Here is a 14,039-nt window from a genome sequence, read left to right on the forward strand (position 1 = left end):
TACTCATAAAGATGTATACTAACTACTAATTACCAATTACTTAAAAATATGAAAGCTTTAATTATAGGAGCAACTGGCGCTACAGGAAAAGATTTGGTTCAAAAACTAAGTCAAGATAAAGATTTCGAAGAAATTCATGCTTTTGTAAGAAAACCTGTAGAATCTACTTCTGAAAAAGTAAAATATCATGTAGTAAATTTCGAAAAGCCAGAAGAATGGAAAGATTTGGTAAAAGGTGATGTCGCTTTTTCTTGCCTCGGAACTACCTTGAAAGACGCAGGAAGCAAGGAAGCACAGCGAAAAGTAGATTTTGATTATCAATTGCAATTTGCCAAAACTGCCAAAGAAAATGGCGTGGAAGATTTCGTTTTGATTTCTGCTTATGGAGCCAATCCCAATTCTAAAATTTTCTATTCTAGAATGAAGGGCGAATTAGAAGAAGAAGTAAAAAAGCTTCATTTTAATAAAATTACCATTTTCCAACCTGGAATGCTCGATCGAAAAAACACCGACAGAACTGGCGAAGTTTTAGGCGCTAGAATTATAAAATTTGCCAATAAATTTGGCGTTTTAGAATCTCAAAAACCATTGCCAACAGACATTTTAGCACAAGCTTTGGTGAATTCTTCTAAAATAAAATCTTACGGATATTCTAAAATAAAATTAGGCAGTATTTTCAGTTTTGCAGAAAAAGGAAAAGAATAGTTTTTGCCACGAATGCACAAATTTTATTATCTATTTCCCGCAGATTTCGCTGATTATGCAGATTTAAAATAAAAAACCGCAAAAATTACTTTGCGGTTAACTTTTATCTTTTGCCTTTATTCTTGATTCTTTATTTAAAATATTTCGTAATAGATTCAGAAGTAGGTTTCGTAGTACTTACAAAAGTATCAATCAACTCTCCTTTTTCATTGAGCAAAAATTTCTCGAAGTTCCAAAGAATAGTTGTGCTTTTTACTCCGTTTAGTTTTTTGTCTGTTAAAAATTTAAAAATGGGAGCAATATCTTTCCCTTTCACAGAAACTTTAGCCGCCATCGGAAAGGTAACTACGTAATTTTTTTTGCAAAAAGCACCGATTTCTTCATTGCTTCCTGGTTCTTGTCCACCAAAATTGTTTGCAGGAAAACCTACAATCACCAATTGGTCTTTGTACGTTTCGTACAACTTCTGTAAACCTTCATACTGTGGTGTAAAACCGCATTCTGACGCTGTATTTACAATCAAGATTTTCTTGCCTTTAAACTTAGAAAAATCAATGGTTTTACCATCTAAAGCTTTCACTTTAAGAGAATGAATAGATTTTGCTTGTTGCGCTTGTGAAGAGAAAAGTCCAAAAAATGCCATGAGAATAAATAATATTTTTTTCATTTTGATTTTATTTGATTTCAAATTTAGTCATAAAAAAACTGCAAAATCCAAAGAAATTGCAGTCATAGAAATTTTTTATCGTAAAGTTTTATTAGAACTTAAAAGTATTGGCAGGAAAGGCTTTGTTAACTTCAATTTTATAGAGAATCATCACGTAATCTCCTTCTTTTTTCGGCGTAGTTGCTTCAATTCTGAAAGGCATTACCAAATTATTCACTTTTTTGAAATCAGAATACACCAACGTTTCGTCTTTCTTTTCTTCTTTTAACAGTAAAAAGTTCTGAACATCAAAATAATAAACGGTTTTATTTACATTTTTGGTGAGTTCTACCTTATAACAGTCTCTTTCTCCTACTTTTTCTTTCCCAAGAACTTGTGCGGTAAAACCTTTGTTTTCATAATCGATAAAATCTGTGTCAAAGCTTTCTGGAACGTAATTTTTTTGAACCTGAAGTTTATTCACCACGTAATTCATCGCGTAACCATTTTTACCATCATAACCTTCGATTACATTTTCTTTATTCCCGATGAATACTACTGTTTTCGTAAGATTAGGTCTTTGCTGATAAATTCTCATAGGATATTCATCATTTACGCCTAGAATTACTTTTCCTTGTAGAATAATAGAATTCAGCAGTTTCCAGTTGGTTAAGCCTCCTGTTAACTCAATATTTTTATCAATAATTTGTTTAGCAGTTTGCGCCGAAAATATGGTGGTTACTAGAATTGTTACGATTAATAGTATCTTTTTCATTCAATCTTTTTTTCGAGATTCCAAATATATGATTTTGAAACGAAAACCAACTTAATTTTTCAAATTTTCAAATTAATTTTCTTCTTTTTGGACAAGTCACGACTTGTCCCTACTTAAAATTGCTTTCGCTTTTTCTAAATCTTCGGGAACATCTATTCCTACGCCAATGAAATCTGTTTCTATCATTTTGATTTTCATTCCGTTTTCCAGATAACGAATCGCTTCTATTTTTTCTGAAATTTCCAGCGGAGTCATCGCCAAGTTTGCAAATTTCAACAATGCTTCTTTCCTGAAAGCGTAAACACCAATATGCTTGTAGTACAAGTGTTCTACAGAGGTTTCTCTAGGATAAGGAATCACAGAACGACTGAAATACATCGCAAAATTCTGTAAATCTGTAATGACTTTTACATTATTCGGATTCTCGATTTCTTCCTTTTCCTTTAATCTGATTTTAAGCGAAGCCAATGAAATTTCTTTGTCAACATCATTTTTAAAAACTTGAATCAGTTGTTTCAAAGGTTCAGTTTTCAGGAAAGGTTCATCACCTTGAACATTGATGACAATATCGCAATCAATGTTTTGAACCGCTTCTGCTATTCTGTCGCTTCCTGTTTCATGTTCACCAGTCATTACTGCTTTTCCGCCGATTTTGGTAATTTCTTCAAAAATAATTTCAGAATCAGTCGCCACAAAAACCTTATCAAATAGAAGAGTTTCCAAAACGTTTTGATAAGTAGTAGCAATTACGGTTTTGTCGCCTAAAATCTGCATTAATTTCCCGGGAAATCTACTTGCAGCATAACGAGCTGGAATGACAGCGATAATTTTAAGCGTTTCGAGTTCCGAGTTTCTGGTTCCGAGATTATTCATTATTGAATTTGAAAATTTTATTTAAAAAATCTCGCTGATTGAGCTGATTTAGCAGATCAAAATCCTCTAAATTTGCTCAATCAGCGAGAGATAAATTTATTTTAATTTAGCTAAAGCATTTTCAAGTTTCGGGAACATTTTTTGTAAATCTTCTACAGAACAAGCTCCAACTGATGCTCTAAACCAAGGCATTTCTCTAGAATTTCCAAATGCTGAAAATGGAACTAAAGCTACTCCTGCTTTTTCAATAAGGTAGAAAACTAAATCGGTAGAATCTTTCAAAACCTTTCCGTCTTCAGTGGTTTTTCCTACATAATCCAATTTAATGGTCAAATACAAAGCACCCATTGGTTTAATGCTATCAACCGCGAAATTTTTAGATTTCATTTCTTGAATTCCTGCATGTAAAACTTCTAAACTGTGCGCAATTTTTCCTTTGAAATCATTCACAAATTCGTTTACAGCTGGTGTATTATCTAAAAATTCAGCTACTGCTTGTTGTTCTGGTTTTGGCGCCCAAGCTCCAACGTGTGTTAATAGTGCTTTCATTCTATCAATCACTTTAGTTGGTCCAAAACTCCATCCTACTCTAACACCAGTTGCTGCAAAACATTTAGAAGTTCCATCAATATAAATGGTGTAATCTCTAAGTTCTGGATAAAGAGAAACTGGATTAAAATGTTCTGAATCACCAAACGTAAGCATTGCATAAATTTGGTCGTACATTAAGTAAAGTGGCTTTTCGCCTTCTCCTCTTTTTTTATTTTCTGCAATTACCGCTTCGCAAATTTCTGAAAGTTGTTCTTTGGTAAACATGGTTCCAGTTGGGTTAAGCGGAGAACAAAGCGCCAATAAAACTGCACCTTCTAAATGTGGGGTAATTACATCAGCTGTTGGCAAAAAATTATCTTCTGGAGAAACTTCTAGTTCTACTGCATTGGCAGAAGTTAAGTAAGCGTAGTGGTTATTATTCCAAGAAGGAACGGCGTAAACTACTTTATCACCTTCGTCTACAATAGTTTTAAAAGTAGCGTAAATTAACGGTCTAGAACCACCAGAAACCAAAATATCATCTGGAGAATAATCTAAATCCCAACGAGATTTAATGTCTTTTACCACTGCTTTTCTTAATGAAAGCAAGCCATTTGCAGGAGGATAATTGGTTAAATTATCCGCGTAAGCTTTCTGAATATTTTGTTTTAATCCTGCAGGAATAGGATAAATGTTAGAATCTAAATCACCGATGGTAAGGTTGGCAATTTCAGCTCCTTGAGCTTTGAGTTCGTTTACTTGATTACCGATTTTAATAATTTCTGAACCGATAAGGTTTTGAGCGAGTTTTGAAACCACTTTTTATTAAGATTTTGTTGTTAATGATTTTTCAAATTTAAATAAAATAAAAAAGTTCACAAAAGATTAAAAACCTAAAGATTTGTTAAACTTCTGTGAACTTAAAAGCATTAGATTAAAATATTTATAGTTTTAAATCTTTTTTTACTTCATTGATTTTTTGTTCCAGAGAAGCTTGTTTAGCTTTGAAATCTGCTTCGTTTTCAATTTTATCTTTCACAGAAAAATAGAATTTAATCTTCGGCTCGGTTCCTGAAGGTCTGATACAAACTTTAGTTCCGTCTTCTGTGTAATAGATTAACACGTTAGATTTCGGAATATCATTCATTACTTTTCTCTCTCCTGTAATTACATTAAGACAAGTTTGTTCTTGGAAATCTTTTACTTCTAGAACTTTAGAACCTGCCAATTCTTTTACAGGATTTTCTCTGAAATCTACCATCATTTGAGCAATTTCTTCGGCACCAGTTCTTCCTTTTCTTACCACGTTCACCAAGCCTTCTTGATACATACCAATTTCTTTGTAGATATCAATCATGTACTGATACATGGTTTTTCCTTGAGCTTTGCAAACAGCTGCAATTTCGCAAGCCAATAAAATAGAACCACAACTGTCTTTATCTCTTACGAAATCTCCTGTCATAAATCCGAAAGATTCTTCGCCACCGCAAATGAATTTTTCTTGACCTTCTACATCACGAATCATTTTACCAATCCATTTGAAACCAGTTAATCCTACTTTGCAATCTACTCCGAATTTTTCTGCTACATCAAAGAAACAGTCAGACGTTACAATCGTAGAACCGATAAACTCTTTTCCTGTAATTTTACCAGCTTTTTTCCATTGGTCAAGAATGTAATACGTCAAAATCATATTGGTTTGGTTACCATTCAACAACTGAATTTCGCCATCTAGATTTCTAACCGCAATTCCTAATCTGTCGCCATCTGGATCACAACCGATAACGATATCACCATTGGTAATATTTGCTAAATCTACTGCCATTGTTAATGCAGCAGGTTCTTCAGGATTTGGAGATTCTACCGTTGGGAAATTTCCAGAAGGAATCATTTGCTCTTTAACCAAATCCACTTTCGTGAAACCTGCTTTTGATAAAGCTTTAGGAATCGTAGTATAAGTAGTACCGTGAATAGACGTGAAAACGATGTTTACATTATCTCTACCAATATTTTGGTACAATGAATTTTCCATACAAGTATCGATGTACACATCATCCTGTTCTTCGCCAATCCATTCGATTAAATCATCATTTCCGTTGAATTTAATTTCTTCGAATTTTGTAGCGTAAACTTCTTTGATGATATTTTCATCATTTGGTGGAACTACTTGTGCTCCATCATTCCAATATACTTTGTAACCGTTATATTCTGGTGGATTGTGAGAAGCCGTCAAAACGATTCCCGCATTACATTTTTTATCACGAACCGTAAAAGAAAGTTCTGGAGTTGGTCTGTGTTCTTTGAAAAGCAACACTTTAATTCCGTTTGCAGTAAGAACATCTGCACACATTTTCCCAAATTCCTTAGAATTATTTCTTACGTCATAAGCAATCGCTACTTTAATTTCCTCACCCGGAAATTGCTGATGAAGATAATTTGCCAAACCTTGAGTTGCTTGACCCAATGTATATTTATTGAGACGATTGGTTCCTACTCCCATAATTCCTCTCATTCCGCCAGTCCCGAATTCTAATTCTCTGTAAAAACTGTCTTCTAATTCTGGAGAATTGGTATCAATCCAATTCTGAACTGTTGCTCTGGTTTCTGCATCAAAAGTATCTGATAACCAAAGTTTTGCTTTTTCCAAAGTTGTCATATATTTAAATTTTTTGTTTTTTATAATTTTAATTTTCTGTCATTCTGAATGTAGTGAAACGGAATGAAGAATCTTTTAAAATAGATTCTTCGCTACACTTTGTTTCTCTAAGAATGACAAATCGTCAATGCTTATTTCAATTTTCTGTTTTCTACAGAAGCTTTGTCTTTTTTCGTCAATTTATTGAGCGGTTCTCCGTAGAAAATGAGTTTTGAGGTATTTTCTAGAGTTCCTTTCATTTCTTGGTCTATATTTAATCCTGCAGAAGCACCATTTTTACTAAGAATTTCTAAATTATCTACATAAAAATACGGCGCCATAATACTTGCAGAATCTGCTAATTTTAAATTCAAATTTTTAGTTTCTCCTAGAATATTGGCATTAGATTTCTCTGCCATTTCTATTTTGCTTTTCGGAGCAATTACCGCTCCCATAAATTTAGAGTTTCCTTTTAAATGAAGTGAAAATTCTGGTGTTTTTACTTGTCCAGAAACATTCATTTCTACTTTATCAGAAAGTGAAACCTCATTTAAATCGTTTTTACCGAAAATAGTGATATTGTAAAAATCTACTTGGTCTGTTTTTCGGTTTTCTTCGATGGTTAAAATTCCGTTTTCTACTTCTATATCTAGATTTTTGTAAACATTAGGATACGTTTCTACACTTACCAAATTCTGATTTCCTTTCGCAAAAAACACTTTGAAATCTCCTTTAAGATTCAATTTAGTGAAATTTTCTACCGTTACGTCTTTCACCTCTATTTCCCCTTTTGGAGAAATTTTAGAGCAAGAAATTATTCCTACCAGTATGAAAATTTTTAAAAAGTTAAATATTTTGTTCATTTGCAAAAATCATTAGTGAAACATAAACAACAGTTATTATAGTTGCAATAATTAATGGCTTCCAAATTTGTTTTTTTGGATGACTTTCTTCGTTAGGAATATATTTTGGAACAAAAAAATATGACAAAATACCACCTCCAATAAATCCGCATAAATAAGCTAGTGAACTTTTAGGATTTTCGGGAATTGACATTACAAAATATGTGAGAATGGTCAATAAAACAGAAACACCTAAAACAATATTAGCTTCTTTATCTTTTTTTAAATCTTTTAAATTAATATATAAAAGAATTCCTCCAAAAAGTGAACTCATAAAAACTGAAAAACCAAGAATAGCTTTTTTTGAATAAATTTTGGGTAAATTATTTTCCATAAAATTATAAAACTTGTTCAATATGATAATTCTTATGACCTCTACTTTGTCTGATAATGAGTTCACCTAAAAACCCTGCTACAAACAGTAATGTTCCCATAATCATCATCGTTAAAGCGATATAAAACCAAGGATTTTCGGCGATTAAATTTCCATAAACGTGATAATAATACACATCTACCAATTTGGTTGCACCCAACCAAAATGCTGAGAAAAACCCGAAAATAAACATTAAAGTTCCTACCGCTCCGAAGAAATGCATTGGTCTTCCTCCGAATTTGCTTACGAACCAAAGCGTGATTAAATCCAGAAAACCACGGATAAATCTTTCTGTCCCGAATTTAGAAGTTCCGTAAGGTCTGGCTTGATGTTGAACTGGTTTTTCGGTAATTTTTTTGAAACCTGCGTTTGCTGCCAAAACAGGAATCCATCGGTGTAAATCTCCGTAAACATCTACCGATTTCACCACTTGTTTTCTGTAAGCTTTCAAACCACAGTTAAAATCGTGTAATTCTACTCCAGAAAGATTTCTTGCCGCTGAATTGAACAATTTTGACGGAAGATTTTTGGTCATCACATTGTCAAAACGTTTTTTCTTCCAACCAGAAACCAAGTCGTATTTTTCGACTACAATTTTGTTATATAATTCAGGAATTTCTTCTGGAAAATCTTGCAAATCTGCATCCATTGTAATCACTACATCGCCTTGTACTTTCTCAAAAGCGGCATGTAACGCTTGAGATTTCCCATAGTTTCTAGAAAATTTAATGCCGTGAACATGATGATTTTCTTTGGATAAATTTTCTATAATTTGCCAAGAAGAATCTGTACTTCCATCATCTACGAACCAAATTTCGTAAGACAATTGGTTTTCTTGGCACACTTTATTTATTCTTGCATAAAGCTCGTGCAAAGATTCTTCTTCGTTTAATAAAGGAACTACAACGGATAGATTCATTAAAAATTATTTTATTTTTTTGAAAATTAATATCGCTAAAACGAACAGCAAAATTACAAAATATAAGCTTGTAAATAGACTTTTTATTACAGTAAATGTGCTGATTATTCTCACGCCTATTTCTGAGATTTTAGGATAAGAAGTGAGTAAATAAATAAGTCCGAAATTTTCTAAATAATCGAAAACTCCAGCAATTACAGGGAATAAAACCAAAAGAAACCAAGATTCTAATTTGCCAATTTTCTTAAGAAAGAAACTCAAAATCAGAATGTTACTCATCATAAACAAGAGAGGATATACGAAATCTAATGGCAACTGACGAAACAGATAAAAATTTCTGCCACTCTTCCCTAGATTTCCTAAAAGTTCTTTGGCATAAGTAAAACTGTAACCATTTGGTTTCATGTCAAAAATCTGTAAACCATTCGCAAAATCAGTCAATTTCGGAATCGTAAAAAAGATCATCGTAAAATAAACCACACTTGACAACACGAAAAAAGTAAGAACTTTTTTGCCCGTCAAATTTCTGGAAACAGTAGTTTTTAAACTCATTATTCTATAGTTTTATTTCTAAAGAAAGTTCCGAAGAATGTAGACAGAATAGTATAAAATACCAAAACTGCAGCGAAAAAATACGTGAAGTTTCTGAAGGTAAACATATCTTTATCTTTTACCATTTCTGGCGCAAAACTCTGCAATCTTTCTTGATATTTTTTGTCCAATTCTTCTTTATCTTCTTTTTTAGCTAAAATTTGTTTTGCCTTGTTATATTCATTGTCAAGCTCTGTTTTTTGACGCTCTACATATTGGTGATTCAGTAAATCTTTAGCATCTGTATCTCCATAATTCAGAAAGGCAAAAATGCTGAACATGGAAAGAAAACCACCAATAAACATCGGTTTAAAAGCTCTACCAAAAGCATCTCTAAATCCTATTTCTTTTACTTCTTTTTTGTAAGTAGTCACCGAAAAATAAGCACCCAAAGTATAAAGCGCAGGCATTAAAAATGCATTAAGAAGCATACTTGTGTTAAAATAATTGGTATTATAACCAAAAAAATACACTCCAAAGAACACTAACATGGTCGCTATAAATATCAGAAAACCAAATGTATAAACGTTTTTACTCATTTTATTTTTAAAAATTTTTCTCGAAAATACGAGATTAGATTTTGAATTTTAAATTAATTTAGTATTTTTGCACCGGCAAGTCCTAAACAACCAGCTCCTGAGAATCCTCCAGGGTGGGAACGCAGCAAAGGTAATCGGTCGTAGCGGTGTGATTTAGGTAGCTTGCCATTTTTTTATGTCTTTTTTTGAAATTTTTCAGAAAATTATACTTCAAATTCTTCTCCCAATTCTGGAATCGAAAACTCAATATTTCTCTCTGCAAACAATTGTTTCGCTGTATCGTGATTAATTTTTATTGGCTCGAAAGTATCAAAATGACAACCAATCACTCTTTTGGTTTTCAATAATTCCCCAGCTGCAAAACTCGCTTTTCTTGCACACATGGTATAATGTGAACCAATTGGAAGAACGGCTGCTGTAATTTCCCCGAAAAATCTTGGAAACAACTCCATATCTGCCATTACACCTGTATCTCCTGCAAAATACAAGTTTTTACCTTGGAATCTAAACATATAACCGCAAGGTTGACCGCCATAAGTTCCATCTGGAAAACTAGAAGTATGATGCGCAGGAACCATAGAAATTTTCAAATCATCGAACTTGGCAGAACCTCCAAAATTAATATCAATAGAATTAGGATGATTGAAATAACCACAAATTTCTGGTTGGCCAATTACCGTAGCATCTGGATGATGTTGCAATACTTCTCTTACATCTGCAATATGATCGCCATGAGCGTGAGTAATGAGCACATAATCAATTTTTTGCGCTGAAATATCAAAACCAGTTCTGTCTTTCTGAAAATTATAAAAAGGATCAGAAAGTATGTTTTTACCATTATAAGTGAACAAAAAACAGTTTTGCCCGAGGAATTTTATTTTCATGATTTTTTATCTAAAATAATTCAATCCAAAAGCTACTAAAACGCTCATCAACAAAGTAATGATTCCCACTTGTTTTAAGAATGGGTCTAATTCTTTTGGTTCTTTTACTTCCATCATTTTTCTGCGCAAAGCGGTCAAAGGAAATACGGTAATGAAGAAAATAAATGCATAATATTTTCCTTGTTCTTGTAAACCATTCATCATCATATAAATCAAAACCAAAATCGGTGGAAGCATCAAAATAACCATTTCATAGATCATCGCATTTTTAAAACCTAATCTTAATGCAAGGGTTTTTTTGCCTGATTTTTCGTCGTTTTCGATGTCTCTCATATTGTTGAGATTAAGAACTGCTGCACTCAATAAACCTATAGCCGAAGCTGGTAAAAGCATATCCCAATCAAAAGATTTGGTAAAAAGAAAATAACTTCCACACACCGAAACCAAACCAAAAAAAATAAAAACCATTAGATCTCCCAAACCAAGATAACCATAAGGTTTTTTGCCAACAGTATAACCAATTGCTGCTAAAATACACGCAACTCCCAATCCTATAAAAGTGTAAAATTCTTTAATAAAATCAGGAAAAAATGCTTTGTACAACAAAACTAAAGTTGCCACCAATGATAAAAAGGCAAACAAAAACATAGCGTTTCGCATTTGCTTTGCCGAAATTTTACCCGAAGCTACCGCACGTTGCTCTGCCTCTCCTATTCTATTTTGGTCGGTTCCTTTTACACCATCTCCATAATCATTGGCAAAATTTGACAAAACTTGATACAACAAAGTCACCAAAAGTGCCAAAGCAAAAATAGTCCAATCCCAAGTTTTTCCTTGTTCTAGGAGTTTCCATCTTGCAATGAAAGAACCCATAATAATTCCGCTCATCGAAAGCGGTAAAGTACGCAGACGAGCTGCTTTTATCCAATCTAACATATAAATTAGTATTTGGTATTTGGTATTTTAGTATTTAGTAAAAAATCAAATGAATCTAATTACTCTATACTACTTACAAAATACTTTTAAGAAATCCACTGATTTTCGCCGAAATCTGGTTTACGTTTTTCTAAAAATGCGTTTCTGCCTTCTTTGGCTTCTTCAGTCATATAAGCTAATCTGGTTGCTTCACCCGCGAAAACTTGTTGACCAACCATTCCGTCATCTGTTAAATTCATCGCAAATTTCAGCATTCTGATAGAAGTTGGAGATTTTGCTAAGATTTCCTGTGCCCATTGATAAGAAGTTTCTTCTAACTCAGCGTGAGGAATTACCGCATTTACCATTCCCATATCTTCCGCTTCTTTCGCAGAATAATTTCTTCCTAAAAAGAAAATTTCTCTAGCTTTTTTCTGACCTACCATTTTTGCTAAATATGCCGAACCGTAACCACCATCAAAACTAGTAACATCTGCATCGGTTTGTTTGAAAATTGCATGTTCTTCACTTGCCAAAGTCAAATCACAAACCACATGAAGTGAGTGACCACCACCAACTGCCCAACCGTTTACCACAGCAATCACTACTTTTGGCATGAAACGAATCAATCTTTGAACTTCTAAAATATTCAGACGATGTCTTCCATCATCACCTACATAACCTTGATGACCACGAGCTTTCTGGTCGCCACCACTACAAAAAGCGTGACCGCCATCTTTAGGACTTGGACCTTCACCTGTTAATAAAACCACACCAATGCTAGAATCTTCATAAGCATCATAAAAAGCATCATACAATTCTGAAGTGGTTTTAGGACGAAAAGCATTTCTTACTTCTGGTCTGTTGATAGCAATTCTCGCTACTCCATTGCACTTTTTGTACGTGATATCTTCGTATTCTTTAGCCGTTTTCCAATCTATATTCATATTTCAAAAAATTTGCTGGTAAAGATACTATTTTTGAAAAAAGGTTCAGAATAAAAATTTAGAAATATTAATGTGATATATGTTACATAATGATTATGAATTTAATAATTTTTAATACCATTCATTCACAATAATCACTTGTACATGAAATAAATCATTTTCAACTGTCAAAAAATAGGTTTATATTTGAAAATATTTAAAATTAATAAAATGATTATAGGTGTATTAAAAGAACCTTCTTTCGAAACAAGAGTTTCTTTACTTGCAGAATCTGCAGCAGCACTCATTAAAAAAGGAAATAAACTCATAGTAGAATCTGGTGCAGGTGATAAATCCTTTAATAATAACCAAGAATATGAAAAAGTAGGCGCAGAAATTAAATCTAGAGCCGAAGTATTAGAACAAGCAGACATTTTATTGTCTATTCATCCTCTTCAAGATGAAGATTTTCCTAAAATTAGTTCTAAAATTCTCTTAGGTGTTTATCAACCTTTATCTAACGGAGAAAACGTCATTAAATCTATTGAAAGAAAAATCACTACTTTTTCTCTAGATATGCTCCCAAGAACTACCAGAGCTCAAGCAATGGATGTTTTGAGTTCTCAAGCTAATATTGCAGGTTACAAAGCGGTTTTACTTGCTGCTAATTCTTACGGAAGATATTTCCCAATGTTTATGACCGCTGCAGGAAGCATTGCTCCCGCCAAAATGCTTATTTTAGGAGCTGGAGTGGCTGGTTTACAAGCCATTGCTACCGCAAAAAGATTAGGCGCTGTAGTAGAAGTTTTCGATACAAGACCTGCGGTAAAAGAAGAAGTAATGAGTCTTGGTGCTAAATTTGTAGAAGTGGAAGGCGCTGCAGATGCCAGTACAGCTGGTGGTTATGCAGTAGAACAAACCGAAGAATACAAACAAAAACAACAACAGAGAATTGCCGAAAGTGTGGCAAAATCTGATATTATCATCACTACAGCACAGATTCCTGGAAAAAAAGCTCCGATTTTAATTACCGAAGAAATGCTCAATTCTATGAGAAACGGCTCTGTAATTATAGATTTAGCAGCTTCTACTGGTGGTAATACTCCATTTACTAAAAATAACGAAACGGTAAATTATAACGGTGTTTCTATTATAGGAAATTCTTCTCTACAATCTACCATGCCTTCTGACGCAAGTAAATTGTACGGAAAAAATATTGTAAATTTCTTACAACTCATCATTGACAAAGAAGCAAACTTTAACCTCAACTGGGAAGACGATTTGGTAAAAGGCGCTTGTATTACCCACAATGGTGAAATTATTAACGATAGAGTAAAATCTATACTCTCTCCTTCAATGAATAACTAAAACAAAATTTTTATGAATATTATAGAGTGGATTTCTCAATATCAACAAATTATATACATTGTAATCTTGATGATTTTTGTAGGAATTGAAGTGATAGGACACGTACCAAGTGTTTTGCATACTCCATTAATGAGTGGCGCAAATGCCATTCACGGTGTGGTAATAATTGGAGCTATTATTGTAATGGGAAAAGCCGAACCAGACAATTATCTGGCATTAATTTTAGGTTTTTTGGGAGTAATTTTAGGAACATTAAACGTAGTTGGAGGTTTTGTGGTAACAGACCGAATGCTGGAAATGTTTAGTAAAAAGAAGAAAAAGTAAAAAGTCCGAAGTCGGAAGACGGAAGACGGAAGACGGAAGATGACAAAATGTAAAAACTTCATTCAAGGATTTTTACCTAACATTTATAATCAATTTCAACAATTAAATTTTAAACTTCGGACTTCAGACTTCA

At 33.2% G+C, this 14,039-nt stretch carries 16 protein-coding genes and 1 other RNA gene; 4 read left to right on the top strand and 13 right to left on the bottom strand.

The window, feature by feature from the left end:
* The first annotated feature begins 48 nt into the window (after positions 1 to 48).
* Positions 49 to 705 (top strand): NAD(P)H-binding protein, encoded by a 657-nt coding sequence (locus EB819_RS05470; RefSeq protein ID WP_069799260.1) that lies wholly within the window; start codon positions 49 to 51, stop codon positions 703 to 705.
* Between the two features lie 130 nt (positions 706 to 835).
* Here EB819_RS05470 and EB819_RS05475 read toward each other — a convergent pair whose 3' ends face one another.
* The 10 genes from EB819_RS05475 to EB819_RS05520 form a co-directional block, all read right to left on the bottom strand.
* Positions 836 to 1,372, bottom strand: coding sequence for a glutathione peroxidase (locus tag EB819_RS05475; protein ID WP_069799336.1), 537 nt, complete (start codon positions 1,370 to 1,372; stop codon positions 836 to 838).
* 91 nt (positions 1,373 to 1,463) lie between these two features.
* On the bottom strand, positions 1,464 to 2,126 hold the full coding sequence (locus EB819_RS05480; protein ID WP_069799257.1) for an outer membrane lipoprotein-sorting protein: 663 nt from the start codon (positions 2,124 to 2,126) through the stop codon (positions 1,464 to 1,466).
* 96 nt (positions 2,127 to 2,222) lie between these two features.
* Positions 2,223 to 2,999, bottom strand: a complete 777-nt coding sequence (gene kdsB, locus EB819_RS05485; RefSeq protein ID WP_069799255.1) for a 3-deoxy-manno-octulosonate cytidylyltransferase — start codon at positions 2,997 to 2,999, stop codon at positions 2,223 to 2,225.
* Positions 3,000 to 3,095: 96 nt separating this feature from the next.
* Positions 3,096 to 4,349, bottom strand: a complete 1,254-nt coding sequence (locus EB819_RS05490; protein WP_069799253.1) for a pyridoxal phosphate-dependent aminotransferase — start codon at positions 4,347 to 4,349, stop codon at positions 3,096 to 3,098.
* Positions 4,350 to 4,473: 124 nt separating this feature from the next.
* A complete protein-coding gene (locus tag EB819_RS05495; RefSeq protein ID WP_069799251.1) occupies positions 4,474 to 6,186 on the bottom strand; it encodes a phospho-sugar mutase in 1,713 nt (570 codons plus the stop codon).
* 131 nt (positions 6,187 to 6,317) lie between these two features.
* The gene (locus EB819_RS05500; protein ID WP_245993228.1) at positions 6,318 to 7,028 is read right to left on the bottom strand and encodes a GIN domain-containing protein; all 711 of its coding nucleotides are present in this window, start codon (positions 7,026 to 7,028) and stop codon (positions 6,318 to 6,320) included.
* Positions 7,012 to 7,401: a hypothetical protein gene (locus EB819_RS05505; RefSeq protein ID WP_069799246.1), complete on the bottom strand. Its 390-nt coding sequence runs from the start codon at positions 7,399 to 7,401 to the stop codon at positions 7,012 to 7,014. The genes EB819_RS05500 and EB819_RS05505 overlap by 17 nt, the downstream gene beginning before the upstream one ends.
* Positions 7,402 to 7,405: 4 nt before the next feature.
* Positions 7,406 to 8,359, bottom strand: a complete 954-nt coding sequence (locus EB819_RS05510; RefSeq protein ID WP_069799243.1) for a glycosyltransferase family 2 protein — start codon at positions 8,357 to 8,359, stop codon at positions 7,406 to 7,408.
* Between the two features lie 6 nt (positions 8,360 to 8,365).
* Positions 8,366 to 8,911 carry a hypothetical protein gene (locus EB819_RS05515; protein ID WP_069799240.1) on the bottom strand — a complete coding sequence of 182 codons (546 nt, stop codon included), beginning with the start codon at positions 8,909 to 8,911 and terminating at the stop codon, positions 8,366 to 8,368.
* The gene (locus tag EB819_RS05520) at positions 8,911 to 9,489 is read right to left on the bottom strand and encodes a DUF4199 domain-containing protein (protein WP_069799238.1); all 579 of its coding nucleotides are present in this window, start codon (positions 9,487 to 9,489) and stop codon (positions 8,911 to 8,913) included. The genes EB819_RS05515 and EB819_RS05520 overlap by 1 nt, the downstream gene beginning before the upstream one ends.
* Positions 9,490 to 9,562: 73 nt before the next feature.
* On the opposite strand from EB819_RS05520, the gene ffs reads away from it, so the two are divergent.
* Positions 9,563 to 9,660: signal recognition particle sRNA small type (ffs, locus tag EB819_RS05525), an RNA gene on the top strand.
* A 32-nt stretch (positions 9,661 to 9,692) separates the two neighbouring features.
* On the opposite strand, the gene EB819_RS05530 is transcribed toward ffs, so the two are convergent.
* The 3 genes from EB819_RS05530 to EB819_RS05540 form a co-directional block, all read right to left on the bottom strand.
* Entirely contained in the window at positions 9,693 to 10,373 is a 681-nt protein-coding gene (locus tag EB819_RS05530) for a metal-dependent hydrolase (RefSeq protein WP_069799235.1), read from the bottom strand.
* 6 nt (positions 10,374 to 10,379) lie between these two features.
* Positions 10,380 to 11,309: a 1,4-dihydroxy-2-naphthoate octaprenyltransferase gene (gene menA, locus EB819_RS05535; protein WP_069799233.1), complete on the bottom strand. Its 930-nt coding sequence runs from the start codon at positions 11,307 to 11,309 to the stop codon at positions 10,380 to 10,382.
* A gap of 86 nt (positions 11,310 to 11,395) precedes the next feature.
* Positions 11,396 to 12,235, bottom strand: a complete 840-nt coding sequence (locus EB819_RS05540; RefSeq protein ID WP_069799231.1) for a 1,4-dihydroxy-2-naphthoyl-CoA synthase — start codon at positions 12,233 to 12,235, stop codon at positions 11,396 to 11,398.
* Between the two features lie 210 nt (positions 12,236 to 12,445).
* Between EB819_RS05540 and EB819_RS05545 the strand changes: the two genes are divergently transcribed.
* Positions 12,446 to 13,582 carry a Re/Si-specific NAD(P)(+) transhydrogenase subunit alpha gene (locus tag EB819_RS05545; protein ID WP_069799229.1) on the top strand — a complete coding sequence of 379 codons (1,137 nt, stop codon included), beginning with the start codon at positions 12,446 to 12,448 and terminating at the stop codon, positions 13,580 to 13,582.
* Between the two features lie 12 nt (positions 13,583 to 13,594).
* The gene (locus EB819_RS05550; protein WP_069799227.1) at positions 13,595 to 13,906 is read left to right on the top strand and encodes an NAD(P) transhydrogenase subunit alpha part 2; all 312 of its coding nucleotides are present in this window, start codon (positions 13,595 to 13,597) and stop codon (positions 13,904 to 13,906) included.
* Positions 13,907 to 14,039: the final 133 nt, after the last annotated feature.

The organism is Cloacibacterium normanense (genome assembly GCF_003860565.1).
Lineage (GTDB): Bacteria > Bacteroidota > Bacteroidia > Flavobacteriales > Weeksellaceae > Cloacibacterium > Cloacibacterium normanense.

What these genes read in the sequence shown, in the direction of transcription:
- EB819_RS05470 (WP_069799260.1), top strand. Translation starts at nt 49, where the DNA reads ATGAAAGCTTTAATTATAGGAGCAACTGGCGCTACAGGAAAAGATTTG.
- EB819_RS05475 (WP_069799336.1), bottom strand. Translation starts at nt 1,372, where the DNA reads ATGAAAAAAATATTATTTATTCTCATGGCATTTTTTGGACTTTTCTCT.
- EB819_RS05480 (WP_069799257.1), bottom strand. Translation starts at nt 2,126, where the DNA reads ATGAAAAAGATACTATTAATCGTAACAATTCTAGTAACCACCATATTT.
- kdsB (WP_069799255.1), bottom strand. Translation starts at nt 2,999, where the DNA reads ATGAATAATCTCGGAACCAGAAACTCGGAACTCGAAACGCTTAAAATT.
- EB819_RS05495 (WP_069799251.1), bottom strand. Translation starts at nt 6,186, where the DNA reads ATGACAACTTTGGAAAAAGCAAAACTTTGGTTATCAGATACTTTTGAT.
- EB819_RS05500 (WP_245993228.1), bottom strand. Translation starts at nt 7,028, where the DNA reads ATGAACAAAATATTTAACTTTTTAAAAATTTTCATACTGGTAGGAATA.
- EB819_RS05505 (WP_069799246.1), bottom strand. Translation starts at nt 7,401, where the DNA reads ATGGAAAATAATTTACCCAAAATTTATTCAAAAAAAGCTATTCTTGGT.
- EB819_RS05510 (WP_069799243.1), bottom strand. Translation starts at nt 8,359, where the DNA reads ATGAATCTATCCGTTGTAGTTCCTTTATTAAACGAAGAAGAATCTTTG.
- EB819_RS05515 (WP_069799240.1), bottom strand. Translation starts at nt 8,911, where the DNA reads ATGAGTTTAAAAACTACTGTTTCCAGAAATTTGACGGGCAAAAAAGTT.
- EB819_RS05520 (WP_069799238.1), bottom strand. Translation starts at nt 9,489, where the DNA reads ATGAGTAAAAACGTTTATACATTTGGTTTTCTGATATTTATAGCGACC.
- EB819_RS05530 (WP_069799235.1), bottom strand. Translation starts at nt 10,373, where the DNA reads ATGAAAATAAAATTCCTCGGGCAAAACTGTTTTTTGTTCACTTATAAT.
- menA (WP_069799233.1), bottom strand. Translation starts at nt 11,309, where the DNA reads ATGTTAGATTGGATAAAAGCAGCTCGTCTGCGTACTTTACCGCTTTCG.
- EB819_RS05540 (WP_069799231.1), bottom strand. Translation starts at nt 12,235, where the DNA reads ATGAATATAGATTGGAAAACGGCTAAAGAATACGAAGATATCACGTAC.
- EB819_RS05545 (WP_069799229.1), top strand. Translation starts at nt 12,446, where the DNA reads ATGATTATAGGTGTATTAAAAGAACCTTCTTTCGAAACAAGAGTTTCT.
- EB819_RS05550 (WP_069799227.1), top strand. Translation starts at nt 13,595, where the DNA reads ATGAATATTATAGAGTGGATTTCTCAATATCAACAAATTATATACATT.